The following is a 24411-nucleotide window of genomic DNA, read 5'->3' as shown; positions in this document are numbered from 1 at the left end:
TGCGGGAGGCCGGTCACCAGGTCAACGGCTCGTCCCGGCGCTCGGGCACCGCCGGTTCGAGCACCTCCCGCAACCGCTCCATGTCCTGCGGAAGGTCCCGTCGCCAGCCGAGGGTCACTATCGGAACCAGCAGCAGCATCCCGCCGTAGAGATGGATGTCCACCGTCATGCGGAGCGTGGTGCCGCGCTCCCCAGGGCGCACGCGGAAGACGTAGCCGACCGACTGGATGCCCAAGGGGGTCCACATGGGCTGACCGCGGAACCCGATCAGGGACGGTGCCCGGTAGACGCTGCATTCGAGGTGGTGGAAGCGGTGACGGCCCGGGAACCGGTACCGGTACCGCGCGCCCTGGTGCGCAGGGCGGGGGCGCTCGTCGCCGAGTTCGGCGACGCCCGAGTTCCAGCGTGGCATGTTGCGTGCATCGGCGAGGAAGGCGAAGACCTCGGGCGGCTCCGTCGACAGGTCCTGCGTCACCGAGAACGTCGGCATCGTCTCACCTCCGGCTGCGACGCGTCCGGGTCACCGGCTGCGTGCTGACGGCCTTGGTCCCAGGGTCTTCGCCCGAACGCCGTACCTCACGTCGGCGGGAGCCGATCGGGTGAGGAGGCGGACCGTGTGCTGCGGTTCTCCCCTGACAACGACATACCCACCCAGAGCACCACAGGCACATCCCCGAACGGGACTTCGGCTCCGGATCACTCTCCCGGTGGCGGTCCGGACGGGGTCAGCACGCGCGCGAGGTCGTAGCCGACCGGCTCCTCCAGCTGCGCGTAGGTGCAGGAGGCGGGATCCCGATCGGCGCGCCAGCGGCGGAACCGGGCGGTGTGGCGGAACCGGTCGCCCTGCATGTGGTCGTAGGCGACCTCGCACACCCGCTCGGGGCGCAGCGGCACCCAGGAGAGGTCCTTCGTGCCGGTCCAGCGACTCGGGGCGCCGGGCATGCGGCTCGTGGCGTGGGCCTCCTCGTGCTGCCAGTCGGCCCACGGGTGCCCGGCCACCGACGGCATGCGCAACGGCTCGAGCTCCCGGACCAGTTCCTCGCGGCGCCGCATCGGGAAGGAGGCGCAGACCCCGACGTGCTGCAGCACTCCCGAGGAGTCGTGGAGCCCCAGCAGGAGCGAACCCACCACGGGCCCGCTCCTGTGGAAGCGGAAACCGGCCAGCACGCAGTCCGCGGTGCGCTCGTGCTTGACCTTCGTCATCAGCCGCTGGTCCGGCCGGTAGAGGAGCGACGGACGCTTCGCCATGACACCGTCCAGTCCGGCCCCCTCGAACTGCTCGAACCATCGCCGGGCGGTGTCGACATCCCGCGTCGCGGGCGCAATGTGGACGGGCGCCGCGACGTCGCGCAGCTCACGGAGGATCAGCGCACGACGCTCCTCCAGAGGAGTGTCCAGCAGCGCCCGGTCCCCGAGCGCGAGTACGTCGAAGACGACGAAGGATGCGGGAGTGTGCTGTGCGAGCATCCGGACCCGGGAGTCGGCGGGATGGATGCGCTCCAGCAGAGCGTCGAAGTCGAGCCGCCCGCCGCGGGCGACGACGATCTCACCGTCCACGACGCAGCGCGGCGGCAGTCGGCTCCGGAGGGCGTCCACGAGCTCGGGGAAGTACCGCGTCAGCGGTTTGGCGCTGCGGCTGCCGATCAGGATCTCGTCGCCGTCCCGGAAGACCAGGGCCCGGAACCCGTCCCACTTGGCCTCGTAGTGCGAGCCGGGAGGAATCTCCGCGGCGGGCTTCGCGAGCATCGGTTTGACGGGCGGCATCACCGGGAGGTCCATGGTGCGCAATTGTCCCGGCGGACGGCCGCGCCCGCCTGGCGGCGCGGCCGCGCCCACGGCGCCGGACCGGGTTAGCGTTCTGGCATGGGCGAGGCACGGGAGCTGGACGTCGGTGGACGCACGGTGCGGATCACCAATCCGGACAAGGTCTACTTCCCCGAGCGCGGGTTCACCAAGCTGGACGTGGCGCGCTACTACCTGGCCGTCGGGCCGGGAGTGCTGCGCGCGCTGCGCGACCGGCCGACGACCCTGCAGCGTCACCCCGACGGCGTCACGGGCGAGTCCTTCTTCCAGAAGCGTGCCCCCCGCGGCATGCCCGACTGGATCCCCACCGCCCGGATCTCCTTCCCCTCCGGACGCCACGCGGACGAGATGTGCCCGACGGAGGAGGCTGCGGTGGTGTGGGCGGCGAACCTGGGCTGCCTGACCTTCCATCCGTGGCCGGTGCGGCGCGACGACACCGAGCACCCCGACGAATTGCGCATCGACCTGGACCCGCAGCCGGGGACGGACTACCGGGACGCGGTGCGGGTCGCCCGGGAGCTGCGCCCGCTCCTGGACGAACTCGGGCTGTCCGGCCGGCCGAAGACCTCGGGGGGCCGCGGCCTGCACGTCTTCGTGCCGATCGTGCCCGAGTGGACGTTCGCCGAGGTGCGGCGTGCGGCGATCGCCCTCGCCCGCGAACTGTCCTGGCGGCATCCGGAACGCGTCACGGCCGCGTGGTGGAAGGAGGAGAGGGGGGAGCGGATCTTCGTCGACTACAACCAGACCGCCCGCGACCGGACCATCGCGAGCGCCTATTCGGTGCGCCCCCACCCCCGGGCGCTGGTGTCGGCCCCGCTGGACTGGAGCGAGACGGAGGACGCGTCTCCGGAGGACTTCGACCTGGCGACGATGCCCGGGCGGTTCGCACGCCTCGGTGACCTGCACGCCGACATGGCGGAGCGTCCTTGCCGGCTGGACGCCGCGCTCGAACTCGCGGATCGGCACGAGCGGGACCGGGGTGCCGGCGACATGCCGTATCCGCCGGACCACCCCAAGGCACCGGGCGAACCCCGGCGGGTGCAGCCGAGCAGGGCCCGCGACCGGCGGCGGGACACCTGACGGCGGAATCTCTCAGCTTCCCCTGACCACCAGGGAACCGAGGAGTTCGCGCGTCGCGTCGGTCACTTTGTCCACTGCTGCACCGAATGCGGCCTCGTTGTGCGAGGCCGGCGAGCGGAAGCCGGAGACCTTCCGGACGTACTGCAAAGCGGCTGCCCGGATGTCGTCCTCGGTTACCGACTCGGCGTACGGGGGACGAAGTGTCTTGATCGATCGGCACATATCACGACCGTATACGGACGGAGGCCGGAATGACCCTGCTGATGGCGGACGAAGTACGGGATGCGATGGAGCACGGGCGTCCCGTGGTCGCACTGGAGTCCGCACTCCTCGCACACGGCCTGCCGCGCCCCGGGAATCTGGAGACGGCCCTCGAACTGGAGGACCTGGTACGGGAGGGCGGGGCGGTTCCGGCCACTGTCGCCGTCCTCGACGGGCGCGTGCGGGTGGGCCTGGACAAGGCCGAACTGGAGCGCGTGGCCACCGACGAAAAGCTGCGCAAGCTCGGCCACCGGGACCTGGCACCGGCTCTTGCGGACGGCGCCTGCGGCGCCACCACCGTGTCCGCCACGGGCTTCGTCGCCTCGAGGACCGGGATCAAGGTCCTGGCCACCGGCGGTCTCGGCGGCGTCCATCGCGGCTGGTCGCAGTCCCAGGACGAGTCGGCGGATCTGCGCATGCTGGCCTCCACCCGGATCACGGTGGTGTGCTCGGGGGTGAAGTCGGTCCTCGACGTGCCGGCGACGCTCCAGCGCCTGGAGACCCTCGGCGTGACGGTGATCGGGTACGGCACCGACACCTTCCCCGGGTTCCTCATGACGAGTTCCGGTCGGCCGGTGGGCTGGACCGCGCACGATCCCCGCACGGTCGTCTCGGCGATGCGCGCCCAGGAGACCCTGGGCGGCCCCTGCTCGGCGATGGTCGTCGCGCATCCCGTGCCGGAGGATCGGCAACTCGCCCCGGACGTCCACGACCGCGTGCTGGCCGACGCGCTGGCCGCCTGCGAGCGGGCGGGCGTCACCGGCCCGGAGGTCACGCCCCACCTGCTCGACCATCTGATGCGCCACACCGGCGGTGCGGCGCTGGAGGCCAACCTGGCGGCCCTGCGGGGCAACGCTCGCCTCGCCTCCCGCATCGCGGCGCTGTGGACGGCGACGGCGCACACCTGACGCCCGGCGCGGCCGGCCCGGGCGGCTTCGCCACCGGGCGCCGGTGGCGCACGGCTCACCTCGCCCGGTTGCGCCACTCGGGCTCGACCCGGGCCCAGGCACGTTCCCAGGCCTCGGCCCGCTGCCGATCGAGGCGGGAGCGGACGCCGGCCCGGCCGGCACCCACCGGAGCGACGAACGCGCCGGCCGCGAGAGCAGCGCACAGCGCGGCCTCGACCTGCGAGACGACCGGACCGCCGGGCGGAGCGGTCTGCTCGCCGTCCGGAGCGATCCACACCGGCACGGAAGTGCCGGCGCGGCTGCCGTCCGCCACCTCGGTGGTGCCCCGGCGCACTGAACCGTCAGGAGCCGTCCACCGGATCGGGACTCTGGTGACTTCCGCGTTCGGCGCCTGGTACGCCTGGTGCAGGGCCTCACGCCGTTCGCGGTCGGCGTCGTCGAGCAGCACAGCGGGGACACGCTGCCGTTCGGCGCGCTGCTCCCGGGCCGCGTCCGTGGTCGCGGTCCACGTCAGCACCGCGACCGCGAGGCCGCCGAGGGTGCTGAGCAGGAGGGCGAGCAGCACGACCCACGCCTCCACCCGGTCCGAGGTGCGCCGGAGAGGGTTGGCGCGCCACCGCCACAGCCGTACGCGGGGCGTCGGCGCCATGACGCCCACCCCCTTCCGTCGCGGCCGGGGCCATCCCTGCCCGACGGACGGGTCCCACGGCCGGGGCGTCCCACACGTTCCGGGATGCGACCGACGGTGGCGTCGGCGCGCCCGAGGTCAGCCATTGTGGTCGCAGTCCAGCGTGTCCCCGGTGGCGGGAGCCCCCTCGACACTGCTGCGGTCGTGCACCACGGGCACGACGCGTGCGCCGTCGCGACCGGGCCGGACCTCGATGACGCCCGGGTGGCCCTCGGTGGGGCGCAGCCGGGCATCCGGGAGGGCGGCGGCCAGCGAGGCGGCCCGGCGTTCCTGTCCGGGCGCGAAGACGATCCGGGTGCGGCGGGGAGCAGGGGTGCCCGCGGTGCCGTACCGGGGTGGACGGACGTCGAAGCCCTGTGCGCGGAGGTCCTGTTCCAGTCGTGCCGCCTGCTCGCTGCGGGAGGAGGCCGTGGCGACCCGGACACGGACGTCCGCGGGATCCCAGCCGACGGGGGTTCCCGGGCCGGGCAGCGCGTACGCCTCGCCGTCGGTCAGCGGCCGGTCCTCGCGCAGGGCGGCGAAGAGGCGCTCGGCCCGCTCGGCATCCCACACCAGAGTGGACCCCCACCCGGGCACGGCGTGGTCGAAGTCGGCGATGGGCACGGTGGCGAACTCGGTTCCGGCGCTTCCAGAACGGCGGAGAGCGCGGCCGAGTGCCACCAGGTCACCGGTGGTCAGTTCCTCGTCCGCCCGCAGGGTGCCGAGGACGTCGCCCGCGGTCCGGGCGAGTGCCGCCGGGTCGTCGAGCAGGCCCCGGTCGGCGAAGGTGTCCGCGAGTTCGGCGAGCATCCGCTGCTGGCGCCGGACCCGTCCCAGGTCCCCCGACGGGGGGATGTGCCGGGCCCGCACGTACTGCAGGGCGTGCCGCCCGTCGAGGTCGTGGGTGCCGGCGGGCAGGTCGAGACCGGCGTTGGCGTCGTGGAGCGGCTTCGCGGTGCACACCGTGACGCCGTCGATCCGGTTGACGGCGTCGACGAACGTGGCGAAGTCCGCTTCGAGGTAGTGGTCGACCCGCACGCCGGTCGCCTGCTCGACGGTGCGGACGGTGAGGGCCGCGCCGCCGAGCCGGTGTGCGCTGTTGATCTTGCCGGCCTCGGGTCGGGCTGCGCGGGACTGCTGTACGTGCCCGGTCCGGTAGGCGAAGCGCACGTAGGAGTCGCGCGGCAGGGAGACGGTGCTGACCCGGTCGCCGTCGGCGGAGACGTGCAGCAGCATCAGCACGTCGGTGCAGTCGCAGGCGTCGTTGCCCACGTGGAGTCGGCGCCTCTGCTGTTTCGTGAGGACGGAGCGGCTGTCGAGGCCGGCGAGCAGATAGGTGGTGCCCGGGCCGTCGGCGGGGCGCCGGTCCGCAGCGGCGAAGACGTCGGTGCGCGGTACGGCCAGCGCAACCGGCAGCCGGCTGCCGCCCTGCGTCAGCCCGAGGGTACCGGCGGCGAGTCCGGCGCACACAGCACCGCTGACCAGAGCACGGCGGAGACGGGCACGGCGAAACACGGACACGGCAGGACCTCCCGCTCGACGGCGACGCCCGCAGACTAGGCAGCCGTGACGGTGCGACGGCCGCGGGCGCGCCGCCCGGAGGGTCCCCGCTCACCCGCCCGGATCACCGGAGCGGGCTGCTCCCGGCCGAGCCACCGAGTCCGCCCGATGCGGTGGGTTCGTGTCGAACGGCTCCCCGGAACGCGGCGGGAGCGCTACGGTGAGTGCCCCGCGGGGGTGGGTCCGTGTCCTTCGCGCAGAAGAGGTTCCCCATGGGCGTGACGCCGGAGGTTTCACCGGCACGGCACCTTCAGGTCCTGCTGGCGCGCGTGCACAATCCCCGCGCCGTGCCGGGCCGCGTACGGGCGCGGCTGTCGGACGCGCTGCTGTGCGAGGTGGAACCGCAGGGGACGGCGCCCGGGGCGGTGCGCCACGGCACCAATCGGCACACCTTCCTGCTGGCCGACGGCAGCGTGGAAAGCCTCTGGGAGCGCTGGCAGTTCGACGCCGACCACCCGGCCGGCGGCCCTCGGTTCGAGGTCCGACTCCGCGAGGAGGAGTTTCGCGCCCCGGGAGGCCGCCACTCCGGGGAGCACGCGCCCTCCGCCGCCGTGCGGCGGCGCCCGTGGTCGTGCCGCGGTTCCTTCGATCATGCACGGCGCCTGTTACGGCGCGCCGCCAATCCCGGTCGGCCGGGTGAGGAGACGCTGCGGACACTGTCCGGCGCCTGCGGCCACGCCATCACGCAGCTCCCGGGGCTGCGCGGCTGCCCTCCGGCACGTCACCCGTGGTGCACGCTGTACGAGCACGCGTTCCTCCTCTCCGACGGGGCGGAGGTCTGCCTGTACGAGCTGGAGCACGATCTGACCCTGGACGGAGAGCTGGTGTGCGAGGTCTATCCCGACGTCGCGGGCGCGGGGAGGGCAGTGGACCGCCACGCCCGCGCGCGCAGTGTCGAGCCGTGAGCGGGCGCCGCCCCAACGTCGTAGTGGTGCTGACGGACCAGCAGCGCTGGGACACCACCGGCGTGCACGGCAATCCCACGGGCGCGACCCCGGTGTTCGATCGGATGGCACGCACCGGCACCCATGTGGAGCAGGCGATCACCCCGCAGCCGGTATGTGCTCCCGCCAGGGCCTCGCTGCAGACCGGTTGCTTTCCCACGACGACCGGCGTCTTCCGCAACGGACTGGCCCTCGATCCCGCACTGCCGACGCTCGCGACCTGCCTCGGCGGTGCCGGATGGGCGACGGGGTACCTCGGAAAATGGCATCTGGCCGGTGAGGCGGGCGGGCACGGCCCGGTGCCGGAGGAGCGCCGCGGGGGCTACCGGCACTGGCTGGCGAGCGAGATCCTCGAATTCACCTCGTCCGCCCACCGCACGGTGCTGTACGACGAGCGGGGCGAACCGGTCCGGCTGCCCGGCTACCGCTCGGACGCCCTGATCGACGCCGCCGTACGGTTCGTCGCCGATCACCACGACGAGCCCTTCCTGTTGTTCCTCTCCCTGCTGGAGCCCCACCACCAGAACGCGACGGACGACCACCCCGCGCCCGAGGGGTACGCGGAGCGTTTCGCGGGGCGCTGGGTGCCCCCCGACCTCGCCGCGCTCGGCCCCTCGGCGCCACAGGGCGGCCCGTACCGTCACCTGGGCGGCTACCTCGGGCAGATCGCGCGCGTCGACGAGGGCGTCGGAAGGCTCAGGGACGCGCTGCGGAGCCTCGACCTGCTGGAGGACACCATCATGGTGTGGACCTCCGACCACGGCAGCCACTTCCGGACGCGGAACGCCGAGTACAAGCGCAGCGCGCACGAAGCGGCCGTCCGGGTGCCGCTCGCGCTCACCGGACCGGGCTTCGACGGTGGCGGTGCGATCCGCCGCCCCGTCGGCACCCTCGACCTCATGCCCACCCTCCTCGACGCCTGCGGGGTCGCGGTACCGGAGACGGTGCAGGGGCGGTCGTTCCTGCCCCTGGTGGGGGGCGGAACCGATCCCGGCCGCCCGGAGGAGGTGTTCCTCCAGATCAGCGAGTCGCAGGTGGGGCGGGCCGTCCGAACCTCGCGGTGGAAGTACGCCGTGACCGCCCCCAAGGCGCACCCGTGGCGCGACAGCGGCGCCCGCCGTTACGTGGAGTCGGAGCTGTACGACCTGGCCGCCGATCCGTACGAGCTGGACAATCTGGCCGGGCTGCCCTCGCACCGGTCCGTGGCGGACGAGCTTCGGAAGGCTCTGCTGCGGTGGATGGAGCGGGCCGGGGAGGCGGCGCCGGTGGTGAAGGACGCGCCGCGCCGCCGGCGCCCCGGCCGGCGAGCGGAGCCGCAGGTCGGGGAGCTGCCGTGGGAGGGCATCCGCTTCGGGCACCGCTGAGCCCTCCCAGCAGCCCTGCGCATCAGTGGCGGGCCGGGCCGCGGCGTTCGCGGCGGCGGCGCCGCAGGACGGCGATCAGGTCCAGCAGCGAGAGGAACGCGAGGATCGCGCAGACGATCGCCAGAACGCGCAGCGAGTCGCTGCTGGGCACGTCCCGCGGACCGCTCTGCTCCGTCCAGTACCAGAACAGGCCGGTGCCGGCGAGGAACAGCGGCACGAAGACGGAGGACAGCAGGAGGCGCAGCCCGAGCGCGCTGCGTGCCGTCGCCGGCTCCGTGCCGGTCCGCTCCCGGCGTCGCCCGACCCAGCCGGACCGGGACCGGGGCACACCGGGCGGGGGCGTTCGGCCCCCGCGGTCGTGTTGCCCTCCGGTGTTCCGCACGGTGCGCACCTCCTCTCCGGGACCTCCGGTGTCGTCCGGGTGCCCGTGCGCGCCGCGGGTAGTCCCCCGTCCCCTCGGAAACCGCCACGTCTCCCTCCCGGCCGCCGCGGGCTCGCGGCCCCGGAGAGTCGGAGAGTTCTTCAGGGGGCGGACGCCCGTCGAACCCGGTGCCGACGTCGCGTCATACCGGATGCGTACGGTGGTGCTTGAGGGGGCGTCACGCGTGTGGGGGCATCCGGCCGGGGGAGTCCGTCGCGGCAGGAGCAGGATCCGCACGGAGTTCCGTCCCGGGGGGATCCGGTTTCTCCGACTTCGTGACAAGATCCAGTCGTTGAGATGATGATTCCTCGCCACCGTCGACGACGGTCACTAGCCTCTGACCCGGATCGGCGCCGAAGGAGAGCTGGAGACCTTGATGGAACGTCCCGCCTGGGCCCCACAGGGGATAGACCTGACCGTACCGAGTGTGTCGCGGATGTACGACTACTACCTGGGCGGCTCCCACAACTTCGAAGTGGACCGTGAGGCGGCGCGGCGCGCGATCGAGGCATGGCCGGGTCTGCCGAAGGTCATGAAGGCGAACCGCGCTTTCATGCGTCGCGCCATCCGGTACGCGGTCGAGCAGGGCGTGACCCAGTTCCTCGACATCGGCTCCGGGATCCCGACCTTCGGCAACGTCCATGAGGTCGCGCAGCAGGAACACCCCGACGCGCGGGTCGTGTACGTGGACAACGACCCGGTGGCCGTCGCCCACAGCCGCGCTGTGCTGCAGGACAACGACGCCACCGACGTGGTGTCGGCCGACTTCCGCTCGCCGGGCGACATCCTGGAGAGCACCGAGGTGGCGCGGCTGCTGGACCTGGACAGGCCCGTGGCGCTCATGCTGGTGGCCCTGCTCCACTTCATCGAGGACGCGGACGAACCGTACCGGGCCGTGGCAGCCCTCCGCGACGCCCTGCCGGAGGGGAGCGTCATGGTGATCACGCACGCCTCCGGAGAAGGCGAGTACCGCGTCGCGGACCGTGGCGCCGGGACCTCGGACGTCTACCGGCGTTTCGGATCCGCACTGCTGATGCGCACCAAGGACGACGTGGAGCGCTTCTTCGACGGCTGGGAACTGGTGCCGCCGGGCCTGACGTCCATGCCGCGGTGGCGACCGGACGGGCCCGTCGAAGAGGACGACCCCGTGGTCTTCAGCGGCTTCGCCGGCGTGGGCCGCAAGGCGGGACTCGGCGGGTGAGTTCCGCGCCGCAGCTGGGAGAAACCGCCGCCGACGGGCTGCGGCGCTTCGCGACGATCTGGAGCCGCGCCATCTACCCGGCGACGGCCACATCGATGACGCGCGCGGAGTTCGAGGTCCACCTCCGGCCCCTGGCGACGCGGTTGGGCGAGGCGCTGCACGCACACCCCTTCTCCCCCGCCGCGGGCCGCGAGGTGGGCGAGGCACTCGTCGCGGCGCACTGCACCGATCCGGAAGCGCTGCCGCACATCCTCGGGGTCGTGGAGTCGTACCTGGTGCTGTACAGCACCGCGGGGGAACCGTTGCCCGTCGAGGAGGGCCGGGCCCGCTGCGCCCGGCTCCAGCACGCGATCGCCTCCGGGTTCTCACGCGCCCTGCGGGAGCGCACCCGCGCGGAGCAGGAGGCCCTCTCGCGCGCGGCGCTGGCCGCCCAGGCCGCCGTCGAGGAGGCGCTGCACGCCAGTGAGACGCGGTTCCGTGCCGTCTTCAAGGACGCGACCATCGGCATCGGGCTCGCCGACATGGACGGGCGTGTCATGGACGTCAACGGGGCACTGGCGCGGATGTTCGCGACCTCCGAGGCGGAGATGCGGCGCCGGAACGTCAGCGAGTGGGTGCATCCCAGTGACGCTCCCGAGGTGTGGCGGATGCACCGCGAGCTGGTGCAGGGCGAGCGCGACCACTTCCGGGTGGAGAAGCCCTACCAGCGCCCGGACGGCACGGTGCTGTGGACCAACCTGACGGTGTCGCTGCTGCGGGACGCCGAGGGCAGGCCGAAGTACCAGCTGGCCCTGCTCGAGGACATCACCGAGCGCCGGCTGCTGCACCTGCGGCTGCGGTACGAGGCGACCCACGACGAGTTGACCGGCCTGCCCAACCGGGCCCTGTTCGCCGAGAGACTGGAACGACTGCTGTCCGGGGGCGGTCGCCGCGGAGCGGCGGGCCACGGGCGGTCCGGTGCTCCCGGCGACGGCGACACCGAGGCCGCCTTCGGCCTGTGCTATCTCGACATCGACGGATTCAAGGCCGTCAACGACAGTCTGGGGCACTCGGTCGGCGACCAGTTGCTGGTGTCGGTGGCGGAGCGGCTGCAGTCCTGCGCCTCCGCTCCCCACCATCTGGTGGCCCGTATCGGCGGGGACGAGTTCGTGGCGCTCATCGGCAACCCGTCCGGGCGGGAGGAGGTCGTGGAGGTGGCGCGGCAGGCCCTGGCTGCCCTGGCCACGCCCGTCACGGTCGACGGCCGGGACCTGTCGGTGCGCGCCAGCATCGGCATCGTCGAGGGCCGCAGGGGCGAGTTGAGCCCCGCCGAGGTGATGCGCAGCGCGGACATCACGATGTACCGGGCCAAGGATGCGGGCGGAAACCGCTACGAGCTGGCCGACCCCGTGTCGGACGCCCGGGCGATCGACCGGCACAGTCTCACCAACCACCTTCCCGGCGCCCTGGAGCGCGGCGAGTTCTTCCTCGAGTACCAGCCGCTGATACGGATGAGCGACGGTCGGCTGAACGGCGCGGAGGCGCTGGTGCGCTGGGAGCATCCGGTGCACGGGAGACTCGGGCCGGACCGGTTCATCCCCCTCGCGGAGCACACCGGACTGATCGTCCCGTTGGGCCGCTGGGTGCTGGAGGAGTCGGTGCGGCAGGCCTGTGTGTGGCGCGACCATCCCGTGCTCGGGGCGTGGGACGGGACGCTGCGCGTCAACGTCAACCTCTCCCCGCGGCAGCTGCACCACCCCGACCTGGTGAAGGACACCATGGCGGTGCTGGAGGCCTCGGGCATCACCCCCGAGGCGCTGTGCCTGGAGGTGACCGAGAGCGCGCTGATCGGCGCCGACGAGGACGAGCTGAAGCCGCTGCGGCAGCTCGCCGAACTGGGCGTGGACATCGCGCTGGACGACTTCGGAACCGGCTACTCGAACCTGGCCAACCTGCGCCGGCTGCCCGCGACCACGCTGAAGCTCGACCGCTCCTTCACCCAGGGGTTGCAGCGGCATCCCGCGGACGAGACGGACGTGACCTTCGTGGGAGGCATCATCTCCCTGGCGCACTCCCTCGGGCTGCGGGTCACCGTGGAGGGTGTGGAGACCGAGTCCCAGGCCCGGACCCTGCGCGAGCTGGGCTGCGACACCGGGCAGGGCTGGTACTACGCCCGCCCCACTGCCGCGGACGATCTGGTGGCCGCCTGGGCGGCTGCTTCCTGAGGGAACTCCGCCGGGACCGCTGCCGCGGGCACCGGAGGCTCCCGCGCAGGGGGTGAGGGGCCGGTGGCGGTACGTGGCTGCCGCCGGGAGGCGGACCGAGTCCCGGGCGGGTGCCGTAGGGTCGGCAGGACCCGACGACAGCCACCCGGCCCGGAGGAGAGCACGTGACGGAGCAGCCGAACGAGCCGCAGCTCACCGGAGTGCGCAACTTCCGCGACGTCGGCGGGTTGCCCGCCGCCGACGGCCGGCGGGTCCGGCCGGGGGTGCTCTTCCGCAGCGGCCATCTGGCGCACGCCACCGCCGAGGACGTGGCTTTCCTCGGCGGTCTCGGGCTGCACACCATCTTCGATTTCCGCAACGCGGCCGACCAGGCGCTGGAGGGCCCCGACGCGGATCTGCCGGGCGTGCGGAACCTGAACGTGCCCCTCACGGACCCCGCCGAGGGTGCGGAGTTCTGGCGAATGATCCGCGAGGGGGACATGGCGCAGCTGCGCGCCGCGCTGTCCGAGGGGCAGGGCGAGGCCCGGATGCGGTCCTCGTACCGCGCCCTCGTCCTGCAGCGCACGGCGGAGCACAGCCGGGTGCTGCACGCCGTCGCCGAGGACAGTGTGCCTGCGCTGATGCACTGCGCCGCGGGGAAGGACCGGGCAGGGCTGACGGTCGCGATCACCCTGCTGGCGGTCGGGGTGGACGAGGAGGCCGTCGAGGCGGACTACCTCAGCTCCAACTCGCCGCACCGCCGCTACCGGATCCACCGGGCGAAGCACGCCGAGGGCGGACTGTCGCCGGAGGTGCGGGAGCTGCTGGCTCCGTTGTTCGACGCCCGCGCCGCGTACCTGGCTGCCGCCTACGACACCATCCGGGAGACCTGGGGCGGCGTGGACGCCTATCTCCGGGAGGGGCTCGCACTGTCGGACGGCACCCGCGAGCGGCTCCGGGAGCGGCTGCTCGAGGGCTGACGGCAGGGGCCGCGCGAGACACCGCGCCCGGGTTCAGCGCTTCGCGGCACCCGCCGTGTCCCGCATCGCCCGCAGCGACTCCTTCAGCGATCCCATCGTCGCGAACACCGCCGTCGGCTCGTAGCCGCAGTGCGCCATGCAGTTCGCGCAGCGGGCGTCCCGGCCCCGTCCGTAGGCCTCCCAGTCCGTCTCCTCCACCAGCTCCCGGTACGTCGTCACGTAGCCGTCGCTCATCAGATAGCACGGGCGCTGCCATCCGAACAGCGAGTAGTTCGGGATCGCCCAGGCGGTGCAGGGGAAGTCCGCCCGGCCCTCCAGGAAGTCGAGGAAGAGGGGGCTGTGGTTGAGGCGCCAGCGGCGGCGGTTGCCCCCGGCGAACGCCTTGCGGAAGAGTTCCCGGGTCTGCTCGACTCCCAGGAAGTGCTCCTGGTCAGGTGCCTTCTCGTAGGCGTAGGCGGGAGAGATCATCATCTCGTCCACGCGGAGTTCGTCGTTGAGGTAGTTCAGCACGTCCACGACGGTCTGCGGGGTGTCGGTGTTGAAGAACGTGGAGTTGGTGGTGACCCGGAAGCCGCGGCGCTGGGCCTCCCTGATCGCGGCGACGGCCTCGTCGAAGACGCCCTCCTTCGCGACGGACTCGTCGTGGCGCTCCCGCAGTCCGTCGATGTGCACGGCGAAGGCGAAGTACGGCGAGGGGGCGAAGCCGTCGAGCTTCTTGCGGAGCAGCATGGCGTTGGTGCACAGGAAGACGTACTTGCGACGCGCGACCAGCTGCCGCACGATCTCGTGGATCTGCGGGTGCATGAGAGGTTCGCCGCCCGCGATGGAGACCATGGGGGCACCCGACTCCAGCACGGCGCCGACCGCCTGCGCCACGGGCATGCGCTGTTTGAGGACTCCTGCCGGGTGCTGGATCTTGCCGCATCCCTCGCAGGCGAGGTTGCAGGCGTAGAGCGGTTCGAGCTCGACGATGAGGGGGAACTTCTCCCGCCCTCGGAGCTTCTGCTGGGCGAGGTAGGTGCCGATGCGGACGGTCTGACGGAGCGGCATGGCCATGGCGGCTCACCTCCGGGGGAGCTGCAGGGATCGGTGCCAGGCGAGGAGTGCCGGCAGGAGCGTGCTCAGAACACGGAACGCCGATATCCCTCCCCCGAGGGTGCCGACCCGCAGCAGTTCGTGGCCGGGAGCGTCCACCACCACCCGTACGGCCGTCACCGGGCGCTGGGGAGCGGTGTCCGCGGCCGTGCCGAGGGTGGCCGCCGACTCCATGTCGACGGCGAGCGCTCCGCTCCGGCGCAGGGCGGCACGCTCGGCGCCCCGCACCACGTGGTCGGTGCCGGCGAGCGTTCCGGTGTGCAGGGTGCCGAGCGGGGCCAGGGCCTCCGTGAGCGCGGCGGTACCGGTACAGGGCACGACAGTCCCGCCGTCCCGGACCTCCTCGGCGAGCACCAGGTCGCCCGGGCGCATCCCGGGCACGAGGCCCGCGCAGAATCCGGTGGCCGCCACAGCGGTCCGGACGGAGGCACCCTCCCCGGACACCCCGGACTCCCCGGAGAGCGCGCGGAGCACACCGCGCCGGGCGGCCCGCGGCCCCATGCCGGTGCGGAGGATCCGCGTGCCGTCCTCCGGCCGCGCTCCCCGTCCCAGGGCGAACCGCTCGATGCGGAGCGCGCAGGTCACGAGCAGGGGCCCCGGCTCGGTGCGGTGCGGTGCCGTCATGCGGCGGTCCGGGACTCCGGGGTGCCGTGCAGGTACCGGCCCAGGGCGTTGAGCGGGAAGACCTGCCGGTAGAGGTGGTAGTTGATGGAGAAGTCCCAGGGGAAGCCGGTTCCGGTGAAGTACGGCTCGTCCCAGGAGCCGTCCTCGTTCTGCGTGGCAGCCAGCCACCGCACACCGCCACGGACCGCCTCGGAGTCGCGCTCGCCCGCGGCGAGCAGGGCCAGCAGCGCCCATCCCGTCTGGGAGGCGGTGGAGGCGCCGCGTCCGACCCACTCCGGTCCCCGGTAGGAGCGCAGGTCCTCGCCCCATCCGCCGTCCTCGTTCTGTACCGTCTCCAGCCAGTCGACCGCGCGGCGCACGGCGGGATGCTCCTGCGGAATCCCGGCAGCCGTCAGGGCGGGTACGACGGCCCCTGTGCCGTAGAGGTGGTTGACGCCCCACCTCCCGAACCAGGAGCCGCTCGCCTCCTGTTCGGCGAGCAGCCGGCGGACGGCTCTGCGCGTCGCCGGGTGTCCCGCGTGTCCCTCCGCGGCCAGCATCTCCACCACGTGGGCGGTGACGTCCGCCGACGGCGGGTCGATGACCTCGCCGAAGTCGCAGAACGGCAGACGGCCCGGCAGGCTGCTGGTGTTGTCCGCGTCGAAGGCGCCCCAGGAGCCGTCCCGCGACTGCATCCCCAGGCACCAGCGCACCGCTCGGGAGACCGCCGCGTCCACCCGTGCCGGGTCCGGGTGCCGCAGCCGCCGCAGGGCCAGCACCACTTCCGCGGTGTCGTCGAGGTCCGGGTAGGTCTCGTTGTGGAACTCGAAGGCCCAGCCCCCGGGCGCCAGCCGGGGACGGCGAACGGCCCAGTCCCCGCGGCGGGTGACTTCCTCGCCGAGCATCCAGTCCGCGGCCTTCAGCAGTGCGGGATGGTCGGCGGGCAGCCCCGCGTCGGCGAGGGCCAGCGTGGCCAGGCAGGTGTCCCACACCGGTGACTGGCACGCCTCGACCATGCGGACGGAGCCGTCCGGACCGTCCCGCAGCACCGCGAAGCGGTCCAGCGAGTCGAGGCCGGCGCGGAGCACCGGGTGGTCCAGGTCGTAGCCGAGGAGGTGGAGCGCGATGACCGAGTAGACGGCCGGGGGCTGGATGCCGCCCCAGCAGCCGTCGTTCTCCTGGCGCTCCACGATCCAGCGGCCCGCGGCGCGCAGGGCGGCCCGCCGCAGGGGCCGCACGGCGACGTCCCGGTAGGCGTGCAGGGCGCGGTCGATGCGGTGGAAGACGCCGTCCCAGGTGAGCCCCGACGGGCTGCGCCCCGGGGCCGGGTACGGGTCGGCGGGGTCGCTGTGCAACTCGTCCAGTGCGAACGGCCCCGGCCGTACGGGGCGGTGTGCGGAGACCACGGTGAGCGGAACGATGGTCTGCCGTGCCCAGCTGCCGAAGTCGTAGATGTTCAGCGGAAACCAGCGGGGCAGGTAGATCATCTCCGGCGGGAGCTCCGGCAGGTCCTCCCACCGCCACCAGCCGAAGAGCGCGAGCCAGATCCTGGTGAACACGCGGGTCGCGGCGATACCGCCCTGCGCGCGCACCCAGTCCGACGCCGAGGACATGTGCGGCGCGTCGGGGGCGTCACCGGCCAGGCGGAGGGCGACATAGGCCTCCACGGTGGTGGACAGGTCGCCGGGCCCGGCGTGGAACGTCGCCCAGGTGCCGTCCGCGCGTTGCCGGGAGCGGATCCAGCGCGCGCTTCTTTCGGTGGTGGCGCGGTCCCGGATGCCGAGGAACTCGCGCAGCAGGAGGTCCTCGGCATCCATCGTGACGTTGGTCTCGAGGTCCCCCTTCCACCATCCCTCGGCGTGCTGCCGGGCCAGCAGGTGTTCGACCGCCCGTGAGGCGGCCGTCGCGGCCGCCTCACGCACGGGGGTGCCGTGGATATGCGCGAGGCTCCCGGCAGTCGGCGCACTGCTGCCGGGCCCGGCTGTGGTGGTCATCGCTTCACCTTCCTCACCCTTGCCTCACGACCACGAAGTCGGCGAGCGCGGTGAACTGCTCGCGCACGTCGTGCGGCATGTCGACACGGTCCAGTGCGGCGATCGCTCCGGCATGCTGGCGACGCGCCTCACGGGCGGTCCATGCTCGGCCGCCCGCCTCCTCGATCAGGGCGGCCCGCGCGGCGAACTCGGCCTCGTCGAAGTCCTCGAAATCTGCCTGGCTCTTCTTCGCGTCGGCCGTCATGATCTCCGCGAGTTTCCGGGCTGCCTCACCCGGTGCCGCGAGAGCGGCGGAGACGGGCAGGGACTTCTTGCGCTGCCGCAGATCGCTCCAGGCCCGCTTGCCGGTGGCGGCCGGGTCGCCCCAGATGCCCAGCAGGTCGTCGACGGCCTGGAAGGCCAGCCCGAGGTGGAAGCCGTAGTCCTCCAGCGCGTCCGCGGTGGCTTCGTCGGCTCCCCCGAGCACGGCACCGATCGCGGTGGAGCAGGCCAGGAGTGCCCCGGTCTTGTTGCCCTCCATGCGCAGGCACTCCTCCACCGTCACCTGCTCGCGGTGCTCGTAGGAGATGTCCTGCGCCTGACCGTCGATCAGCTTGCGGCTGGCTCCGGCGAGGCGCCGCGCGGCCCGGCCGGCCTCCGCGGTGCCCGGCTCCAGCAGTATTTCATTGGCGAGGGCGAACAACGCGTCGCCCACGAGGACGGCCTGGGCCGGTCCGTGCACCTTCCACACCGTGTCCCGGTGGCGGCGCTGCTCGTCGCCGTCCATCAGGTCGTCGTGGAGCAGTGAGAAGTTGTGCACCAACTCGACTGCGACGGCTCCCGGGAGGGCCGCCTCCGCGGGCGCGCCGACCGCTTCTGCCGCCAGCAGGACCAGGGAGGGCCGTACGGCCTTGCCGCCGTCGGACTGCGAGGCGGCGCCCTGGGCGTCGATCCACCCGAAGTGGTAGGCGGCGACGGTGTCCATGGGCGGTGCCAGCCGGTCCACGACGGTGCGCAGCATCGGCGTGGCAAGGGTGCGGCCACGCTCGAGCAGCGCGTCGACCCGCGCCGTGTCCTCGGGAGCCGGTCCCGCCGGATCCGTCCCGTCCGCCCGGACTCCCCCGGTCGCCGCCGTCGCGGCGTCTCCTGCGCGTTCGGTGGTGGCGCTCATGCCACGGCCCTTCTCTCGATGCGGTGCGATGTTTCGGCGTCGCGCGGACATCCTGCAACCTCGAGAGCCGTTCGTGCAGCGGTAATGCCGCTCCGTACGGCACTCTCCATGGTCGCCGGCCAGCCAGTATCGGTCCAAGCACCGGCGAGGTGGACACCGGGCAGGTTCGTACGGCTTCCCGGCCGCAGCCGGGCCGTCCCCGGAGCGGGCGCGAAGGTGGCCCGCCGTTCCCGGGTGACGAAGAAGTCCCGTACCCGTGCGCCGTGCGCCGCCGGCAGCAGGTGCTCCAGTGCGGGCAGGTAGCGGCGGCGGAGCACGGAGACGGGGCTGTCGATCTCCTGATGGGCGGCCGACTGGGAGAGCGCGAGGTACTGCCCCTCTCCTGTGAGTCCGGAGGGGGCCGTGCGGTCGAACACCCACTGCACGGGGCTTGCCAGCGCAGCCAGGAAGGGCTGGTGGAGCACCCGGCGGTCGTACACAACGTGGATGTTGAGGATGGGCGAGGACCCGAGTCCCAGGATGCGGTCGGGCTCCGTAAGCGCGCCTTTGGGGAGGAGCCGGTGGGCCTCGGTGTGCGGGACGGCGAGGATCACGGTGTCGGCCGGTACTCCGGTGGCGCCGCCTCCGGCCGTGGCGGCCGACACGCGCCAGCCGGTCGAGCCGGCCGAGCCGTCCGTCGGCGTGATCGAGTGCACCCGGGTCCGCAGGTGGGTGCGTACACCTGCCCGGTCCAGAGCCGCGCGGGCGAGGGTGTCGTGGAGGGTTCCGAGGGGTGTCCGGGCGACGCCGATGTCGGCCGCGCCGGGCGCGGACAGCAGGCCGGTACGGAGCACCATGACGGCGAGTGCCAGGGAGGCCTGCGGGGCGCGGGCGTTGAGTGTGGCCAGGCCGATGAGGTCCCACAGCGCCTCGACGGCACGCGGGGTCTGGCGCTGCCGGTGCAACCAGCTCGCGAAGTCGGTGCCGTCCAGCCCCGTGTCCGCGGGATCGAGGCTGTGGAGAGCCAGTGCCGCGCGGGCGGCGCCGGCACGCTCCGCGTGCGTCAGGTGCGGATAGCGGGCGAGTCCGGCGGCCAGGTGGAGCGGGACGGGCAGCCGGGTCCGGCGGATGCGGCCGAGCCTGCCTGTCGCGGCGTCGAGTACGGGAACGTCGAGGCGCCGCTGGAGCGGAGCCTGCTCCGAAGCGCCGATGCGTTCCAGGAACCACTGGTAGGCGGTGCAGCAGCGCAGGTGGACGTGCTGGCCGTTGTCCACGGTCAGCGATCCCGCGGCCGAGTCGCGCCGGAAGGAGAAGGCGAGTCCGCCCAGCCTCGGCCGGGACTCCAGCAGCGTGACGTCCGCCCCGGCGTCCGCCAGGCGCAGAGCGGCCGTGGTCCCCGCGAGACCGCCGCCCACGACCACGGCTCGCCTGCGGCGGCCGGGCGGCGTGGTGCTCGGGGGGTGCTCGTCAGTCACCGGGCCGCCTCCAAGGGGGCGGTGCGCCGGGCGGCGTGACGGGCGTCGCTTCCTGCGAGGCCGCGCAGTGCGACGTAGGCCTTCTCCCGGGAGGGCAGGGAGACACGGCCGCGGAGCACGGCGAGCGGATCGCGGGAGATGCGGTCGAGCAGGCGGTGGTAGATGCCCGCCATGGCGGCGACGCAGGCACCGGAGCGGCGGTCGAGCATGGGCAGCAGACGATACCCCTCGTCGAAGAGTGTGCGGGCGCGACACACCTCGAAACGGACCAGGCCGGCGATGTCGGCGTCCGGCTGCGGCGGGTGGGAGAGGAGGCCGCCGGAGCACCCGAACTTCTCGAGGTCCTCGGCGGGCAGGTAGGAACGTCCGCACCCGGCGTCCTCCCGCACGTCGCGGAGAATGTTGGTCAACTGCAGAGCCAGTCCCAGGGTGTCGGCGTACTCGGCGGCGCGGGCGGCCTGCCGGGCGCCGTCCGCGCCCTCGGCGACCGCGGGCGGTCCCGGGCCCGTGGCGGTGCCGAAGACACCGAGCGAGAGGCGTCCCACCGCACCGGCGACGCAGCGGCAGTACTCGCGCAGTTCCTCCCAGGAGCCGTAGGCGCGGCCCCGGACGTCCATGAGCACGCCGTCGATCAGCTCGTCCAGTGCGGAGAGCGGCACGGGATACCGGTGGGCGGTGTGTCCGAGTGCGACCGCCACCGGGTCGGTGTCGTCCTCGTCCACCAGACCGGCGCGGACACGGTCGAGCAGGGCGCGCGCGTCCGCGAGTCGGGCCTCCTTCTCCTGCCGTGCCAACGGCCCGTCACCGACGTCGTCGACGCGGCGTGAAAAGGCGTAGAGAGCGGACATGGCGCGCCGCTTCCCCGGCGGCAGGAGGCGGATGCCGTAACTGAAGTTCCGCGCCTGCGCCCCTGTGACGGCCTCGCAGTACGTGTACGCCGCGAGGACGGGCGGGGGCAGTTGCTGCTCGGACCGGTCCCTGACCACGCTTCGGTCACCCCTCTCTTCGCAGTGCCGTCCCGACACCGCGCAGCAGCCCGGCGGTGGTGGGCTTCGGAGGTCCGGGAAGGACGTCGTAACCCGCCCGGCGGATCGCGGCGAGCGTGGCGCGCCCGCCGCCGACGTATCCGGCGAGCAGCAGCCGCAGTCGGCCCTCCACCGTGCGCACCAGCGGGCTGCCCTGCCCGAGGAGCCGCTGGGCGCGGGCGCACTCGTAGGCGATCAGCGCACGGAGGGAGGCACCGGCCGAGGGAGCTCCCAGGTCGGCCTCGGACACTCCGAAGCGGGCCATGTCCTCACCGGGAAGATAGATCCGGTCGCGGCGCAGGTCCTCGGCCACGTCCTGGAGGTGTTCGACGACCTGCAGCGCGGTGCAGATCGCGTCCGAGTGCCGGACCCGCTCGGGTGTGGCGGTGCCGGTGACGGCGAGTACGAGGCGCCCGACGGGGTTCGCGGAGAGTTCGCAGTAGCGGACGAGGCCGGCGAAGGTCTCGTAGCGGCGCACCTTCTGGTCCTGCCGGTTGGCGTCGATGAGAGCGAGGAACGGTTCGCGGGGAACGCCGCGCTCGCGCACCGCGGGCTCCAGCGCGGCGAGGAGCGGGTGCCGTGGCCCGCCCCGCGCGCGGCCGGTGGCGTCGAAGACGCGGTGGAGGTCGGCCTCGAGCGCGTCGAGCAGTACGAGTCGGTCGTCGGCCTCCGCGGACGTGAGGCCGAGGACCGCTGCGTCACGCCCGCCGGGGGCGAGGTCGCCGTCGCCGATGTCGTCGACGAGCCGGGCGTAGCCGTAGACGGCCATGAGGTCGCGCCGCCACGCCCGCGGAAGCATCCGCGGGGCCACGGGGAAGTTCTCCTGCGCAGCCTTCTCCAGCACGGCGCGCACGTGCTGGTCCGCTTGCGCGGTCACTGCGGGCTGCCATGATCCGGAACCGTCACGTGTCCGTTTTTACACCCTCATGGCTAAATGACCCATTTGGGACACGCCGCCCGGGGGACCCGTCGCCGGCTGCTCCCCGGGCCGCGCATCAGCCCTTCCGGTTGAACTCCCGGTACGCCTTCAGGACCTCCTCCGTCGGGCCGTCCATGCGCAGTGCGCCGTGCTCGAGCCAGAGGACGCGGGTGCACGTGGCCCTGATGGACCGGTTGTTGTGGCTGACCAGGAAGACGGTGCCGGCCTCCTTGCGCAGCTCCTTGATGCGTCGCTCGGAGCGCTTGCGGAACCGGGGGTCACCGGTGGCGAGCGCCTCGTCGATCATCAGCACGTCGTGGTCCTTCGCGGCGGCGATGGAGAACCGGAGCCGGGCCGACATGCCGGAGGAGTAGGTGCGCATCGGCAGCGTGATGAAGTCGCCCTTCTCGTTGATCCCCGAGAAGTCGACGATGCCCTGGTAGCGCTCCCGGATCTGCTCGCGCGTCATGCCCATCGCGAGACCGCCGAGGACGATGTTGCGCTCACCGGTGAGGTCGTTCATCAGCGCGGCGTTCACTCCGAGCAGCGAGGGCTGGCCGTTGGTGTAGACCCGCCCGCTCTCGGCCGGGATCAGGCCCGCCACCGCCTTGAGCAGGGTCGACTTGCCGGACCCGTTGGAGCCGATGAGCCCGATGGCCTCGCCGCGACGGGCGGTGAAACTCACGCCGCGCACCGCGTGCACCTCGCGGGCACCGGCCTCCTCGGTGCGCCGGAGCATGCGGTTCAGCGCGACCGTGGCACCGCCCTTGCCCTTCGGCGCTCCGTTGACGCGGTAGACGATGTGCAGGTCGTCGACGACCACCGTCGGCTCACCCAGCTCGGTGACCTCGGGGACCTCGGAGTCCGCTGTCTTCTCCCGGTGCTGCTCAGCCACGGCCATACCGCTCCTCCGCCCTCCAGAAGAACACGAATCCGAAGACGCCGACCAGCAGGGCCCAGCCGACCGCGGCGAACCACGCGTTCGGCGCGACGTACCCCATCGTGTACTCCTCGATGAAGGCGCGGCGCATCAGGTCCATGTAGATCGCGGCCGGGTTGTACTGCAGCAGCTCGGCGATCCACACCGGTGCGTTGGCCCGCTCGGTGATCATGTAGTGCAGCGGGAAGAGCACACCGGAGCCGTACATGAGGGTGCGCAGCACGAACGGCAGCAGCTGCGCCAGGTCCGGGGTCTCGCTGCCCAGCCGGGCCATGGTGAGCGCGAGACCCGTGTTGAAGACGAGCTGGGTCGCCAGCACCGGGACGGCGAAGAACCACGACCAGTCCGGGTACTCGCCGAAGCCGACCATGATGACGCAGAGCACGATCATGGAGTACAGCAGCTGCTGCAGCTGCTGCAGCGCGAAGGAGATCGGCAGCGCCGCCCGCGGGAAGTGCAGGGCCCGCACCAGGCCCAGGTTGTTGAAGATGGAGCGCGCCCCGCTGAGCACCGAGGTCTGGGTGAAGGTCCACAGGAACACGCCCGTCACCAGGAACGGGACGTAGTTCTCCTTCCCGCCCGGCACACCCTGCCGGCCGCCCAGCAGCATCCCGAAGATCAGGAAGTAGACGCCCGCGTTGAGCAGCGGGGTGGTGACCTGCCAGAGCTGCCCCAGCTTCGCGTTGGCGTACTGCGCGTGCAGCTTGGCCCGGGAGAAGGTGAGGATGAAGTGGCGCCGGGCCCAGAGCTGCCGGACGTACTCCGGCAAGGGGGGCCGCACACCGCTCACCGTCAGGCCGTACTTCGCCGCCAGCTCTGCCGGGGACAGGCCGTCGTCCGGTGATGGCGGGGGGTTCACGGCGACCGCACCGTCGTGCGTTGTCTCGCTCACGTTGAAACTTCGTCCTCACACTCTGCCAGTGGTGGCCCCGGCCCGATGCTCTCAGACCGGAGCTTGTCAGATCACCGGTGGTCGGCCCAGCCGGGTCATGCGCCACACCGTCCGCCACCGCAGCGGGCGACGCGGACCGCACGGTGTGGTCCACCCCTCCCGGAACCCGCCCAGCCAGGCCCGCAGCGCGGGGCGGGACGGCCGCCGCGCCAGGGTCAGGAGCAGCCACACGGCCAGGTAGACCGGGACGAGCGGCGCCGGCAGGTTGCGCCGGGCCAGCCAAACACGGTTGCGAGCCACCATACGGTGATACACCGCATGTCTGCTCGGCAGCGTCGTCGGGTGGTACAGCACCATGTCCGGCCGGTAGTCGATCGCCCAGCCCGCGTCCTGGGCCCGCCAGGCCAGGTCGGTCTCCTCGTGGGCATAGAAGAAGTCGTCCGGAAGGCCCCCGACCTGCTGGAACACCGCGGTACGGACGGCATTCGCGCCGCCCAGGAACGTGGTCACACGAGAGGGGCGCAACGGGTCCGAGGCCCGCAGCCTGGGCACATGGCGGCGCTGCGTCGCGCCGGTGTCGGGATCGGCGATGCGGAAGCTGATGATGCCCAACTCCCGGTCGGCGGCGAACGCCTCGCGGCACAGCCGTGCGGTGTCCTTGCGGGCCAGCAGACCGTCGTCGTCGAGGAAGAGCAGGATGTCGACCTCGCATCCGCCCGGCCCGAACGCCTCGATCCCGACATTGCGGCCACCGGGGATACCGAGGTTTTCCGGAAGTTCGACCGTCCGTACACCTGCGGGCAACGTGGGCAACGGTGCGCCGTTACCCACGACCACGACCTCGATCGGCGCACCCTCCTGCGCGGCGACCGACGCGAGCAGCGCACGCAGTTCCTCGGGCCGGTTGCCCATGGTGAGCACCACCGCGCCGACCGACGGTTCGGCCTCCACCGGACGCTCCTCCGGC

At 72.6% G+C, this 24411-nt stretch carries 23 protein-coding genes; 7 read left to right on the top strand and 16 right to left on the bottom strand.

Annotation, left to right across the window (positions count from 1 at the left end; genetic code table 11):
* Positions 1 to 13 precede the first annotated feature (13 nt).
* Positions 14 to 490, bottom strand: coding sequence for an SRPBCC family protein (locus ACL06G_RS20235; RefSeq protein ID WP_412787269.1), 477 nt, complete (start codon positions 488 to 490; stop codon positions 14 to 16).
* Between the two features lie 206 nt (positions 491 to 696).
* Positions 697 to 1779 (bottom strand): ATP-dependent DNA ligase, encoded by a 1083-nt coding sequence (locus ACL06G_RS20230; protein ID WP_412836448.1) that lies wholly within the window; start codon positions 1777 to 1779, stop codon positions 697 to 699.
* Positions 1780 to 1863: 84 nt separating this feature from the next.
* Here ACL06G_RS20230 and ligD point away from each other — a divergent pair, with 84 nt between their 5' ends.
* On the top strand, positions 1864 to 2883 hold the full coding sequence (gene ligD, locus ACL06G_RS20225) for a non-homologous end-joining DNA ligase (protein ID WP_412787267.1): 1020 nt from the start codon (positions 1864 to 1866) through the stop codon (positions 2881 to 2883).
* Between the two features lie 12 nt (positions 2884 to 2895).
* On the opposite strand, the gene ACL06G_RS20220 is transcribed toward ligD, so the two are convergent.
* Positions 2896 to 3105 (bottom strand): DUF2277 domain-containing protein, encoded by a 210-nt coding sequence (locus tag ACL06G_RS20220; protein ID WP_412787266.1) that lies wholly within the window; start codon positions 3103 to 3105, stop codon positions 2896 to 2898.
* Positions 3106 to 3134: 29 nt separating this feature from the next.
* Between ACL06G_RS20220 and ACL06G_RS20215 the strand changes: the two genes are divergently transcribed.
* On the top strand, positions 3135 to 4052 hold the full coding sequence (locus ACL06G_RS20215; protein ID WP_412787265.1) for a pseudouridine-5'-phosphate glycosidase: 918 nt from the start codon (positions 3135 to 3137) through the stop codon (positions 4050 to 4052).
* A 55-nt stretch (positions 4053 to 4107) separates the two neighbouring features.
* Here the strand turns inward: ACL06G_RS20215 and ACL06G_RS20210 are convergent, their stop codons facing one another.
* Positions 4108 to 4701, bottom strand: a complete 594-nt coding sequence (locus ACL06G_RS20210; RefSeq protein WP_412787264.1) for an Rv1733c family protein — start codon at positions 4699 to 4701, stop codon at positions 4108 to 4110.
* A 117-nt stretch (positions 4702 to 4818) separates the two neighbouring features.
* On the bottom strand, positions 4819 to 6240 hold the full coding sequence (locus ACL06G_RS20205) for an LCP family protein (protein ID WP_412836447.1): 1422 nt from the start codon (positions 6238 to 6240) through the stop codon (positions 4819 to 4821).
* A 251-nt stretch (positions 6241 to 6491) separates the two neighbouring features.
* Between ACL06G_RS20205 and ACL06G_RS20200 the strand changes: the two genes are divergently transcribed.
* Together ACL06G_RS20200 and ACL06G_RS20195 are read left to right on the top strand one after the other, a co-directional pair.
* The gene (locus ACL06G_RS20200; RefSeq protein ID WP_412836446.1) at positions 6492 to 7184 is read left to right on the top strand and encodes a DUF6227 family protein; all 693 of its coding nucleotides are present in this window, start codon (positions 6492 to 6494) and stop codon (positions 7182 to 7184) included.
* On the top strand, positions 7181 to 8587 hold the full coding sequence (locus ACL06G_RS20195; protein WP_412836445.1) for a sulfatase family protein: 1407 nt from the start codon (positions 7181 to 7183) through the stop codon (positions 8585 to 8587). Before ACL06G_RS20200 ends, ACL06G_RS20195 begins: the two co-directional genes overlap by 4 nt.
* Positions 8588 to 8609: 22 nt before the next feature.
* On the opposite strand, the gene ACL06G_RS20190 is transcribed toward ACL06G_RS20195, so the two are convergent.
* Complete coding sequence (locus tag ACL06G_RS20190) at positions 8610 to 8969, bottom strand: DUF6343 family protein (protein ID WP_412787260.1); 360 nt, start codon at positions 8967 to 8969, stop codon at positions 8610 to 8612.
* 415 nt (positions 8970 to 9384) lie between these two features.
* Between ACL06G_RS20190 and ACL06G_RS20185 the strand changes: the two genes are divergently transcribed.
* From ACL06G_RS20185 to ACL06G_RS20175, 3 genes are all read left to right on the top strand, one after another.
* Positions 9385 to 10209 carry an SAM-dependent methyltransferase gene (locus ACL06G_RS20185; RefSeq protein ID WP_412836451.1) on the top strand — a complete coding sequence of 275 codons (825 nt, stop codon included), beginning with the start codon at positions 9385 to 9387 and terminating at the stop codon, positions 10207 to 10209.
* Positions 10206 to 12413, top strand: coding sequence for a putative bifunctional diguanylate cyclase/phosphodiesterase (locus ACL06G_RS20180; protein ID WP_412787259.1), 2208 nt, complete (start codon positions 10206 to 10208; stop codon positions 12411 to 12413). Before ACL06G_RS20185 ends, ACL06G_RS20180 begins: the two co-directional genes overlap by 4 nt.
* A 164-nt stretch (positions 12414 to 12577) precedes the next feature.
* On the top strand, positions 12578 to 13372 hold the full coding sequence (locus tag ACL06G_RS20175) for a tyrosine-protein phosphatase (RefSeq protein ID WP_412787258.1): 795 nt from the start codon (positions 12578 to 12580) through the stop codon (positions 13370 to 13372).
* Positions 13373 to 13405: 33 nt separating this feature from the next.
* On the opposite strand, the gene hpnH is transcribed toward ACL06G_RS20175, so the two are convergent.
* The 10 genes from hpnH to ACL06G_RS20125 form a co-directional block, all read right to left on the bottom strand.
* Positions 13406 to 14428, bottom strand: coding sequence for an adenosyl-hopene transferase HpnH (hpnH, locus tag ACL06G_RS20170; RefSeq protein ID WP_412787257.1), 1023 nt, complete (start codon positions 14426 to 14428; stop codon positions 13406 to 13408).
* 6 nt (positions 14429 to 14434) lie between these two features.
* Entirely contained in the window at positions 14435 to 15091 is a 657-nt protein-coding gene (locus tag ACL06G_RS20165) for a phosphorylase family protein (protein ID WP_412787256.1), read from the bottom strand.
* Entirely contained in the window at positions 15088 to 17064 is a 1977-nt protein-coding gene (gene shc / locus ACL06G_RS20160) for a squalene--hopene cyclase (RefSeq protein WP_412836444.1), read from the bottom strand. The genes ACL06G_RS20165 and shc overlap by 4 nt, the downstream gene beginning before the upstream one ends.
* 13 nt (positions 17065 to 17077) lie before the next feature.
* Positions 17078 to 18214 (bottom strand): polyprenyl synthetase family protein, encoded by a 1137-nt coding sequence (locus ACL06G_RS20155; RefSeq protein ID WP_412787254.1) that lies wholly within the window; start codon positions 18212 to 18214, stop codon positions 17078 to 17080.
* Positions 18211 to 19668, bottom strand: a complete 1458-nt coding sequence (hpnE, locus tag ACL06G_RS20150; protein ID WP_412836443.1) for a hydroxysqualene dehydroxylase HpnE — start codon at positions 19666 to 19668, stop codon at positions 18211 to 18213. The genes ACL06G_RS20155 and hpnE overlap by 4 nt, the downstream gene beginning before the upstream one ends.
* Positions 19665 to 20654 carry a presqualene diphosphate synthase HpnD gene (gene hpnD, locus ACL06G_RS20145; RefSeq protein ID WP_412836442.1) on the bottom strand — a complete coding sequence of 330 codons (990 nt, stop codon included), beginning with the start codon at positions 20652 to 20654 and terminating at the stop codon, positions 19665 to 19667. The genes hpnE and hpnD overlap by 4 nt, the downstream gene beginning before the upstream one ends.
* Before the next feature lie 7 nt (positions 20655 to 20661).
* Complete coding sequence (hpnC, locus tag ACL06G_RS20140) at positions 20662 to 21570, bottom strand: squalene synthase HpnC (RefSeq protein WP_412787251.1); 909 nt, start codon at positions 21568 to 21570, stop codon at positions 20662 to 20664.
* A 118-nt stretch (positions 21571 to 21688) separates the two neighbouring features.
* The gene (locus ACL06G_RS20135; protein WP_412787250.1) at positions 21689 to 22507 is read right to left on the bottom strand and encodes an ABC transporter ATP-binding protein; all 819 of its coding nucleotides are present in this window, start codon (positions 22505 to 22507) and stop codon (positions 21689 to 21691) included.
* Positions 22500 to 23444 carry an ABC transporter permease gene (locus ACL06G_RS20130; protein ID WP_412787249.1) on the bottom strand — a complete coding sequence of 315 codons (945 nt, stop codon included), beginning with the start codon at positions 23442 to 23444 and terminating at the stop codon, positions 22500 to 22502. Before ACL06G_RS20130 ends, ACL06G_RS20135 begins: the two co-directional genes overlap by 8 nt.
* Before the next feature lie 66 nt (positions 23445 to 23510).
* Positions 23511 to 24356: a glycosyltransferase family 2 protein gene (locus tag ACL06G_RS20125; protein WP_412787285.1), complete on the bottom strand. Its 846-nt coding sequence runs from the start codon at positions 24354 to 24356 to the stop codon at positions 23511 to 23513.
* Positions 24357 to 24411 lie beyond the last annotated feature (55 nt).

The sequence above is a fragment of the Streptomyces callyspongiae genome, from assembly GCF_047200695.1.
GTDB lineage: Bacteria > Actinomycetota > Actinomycetes > Streptomycetales > Streptomycetaceae > Streptomyces.
The sequence above is the reverse complement of the archived record's forward strand: the minus strand, read 5'-3'. Positions and strand labels throughout refer to the sequence as shown.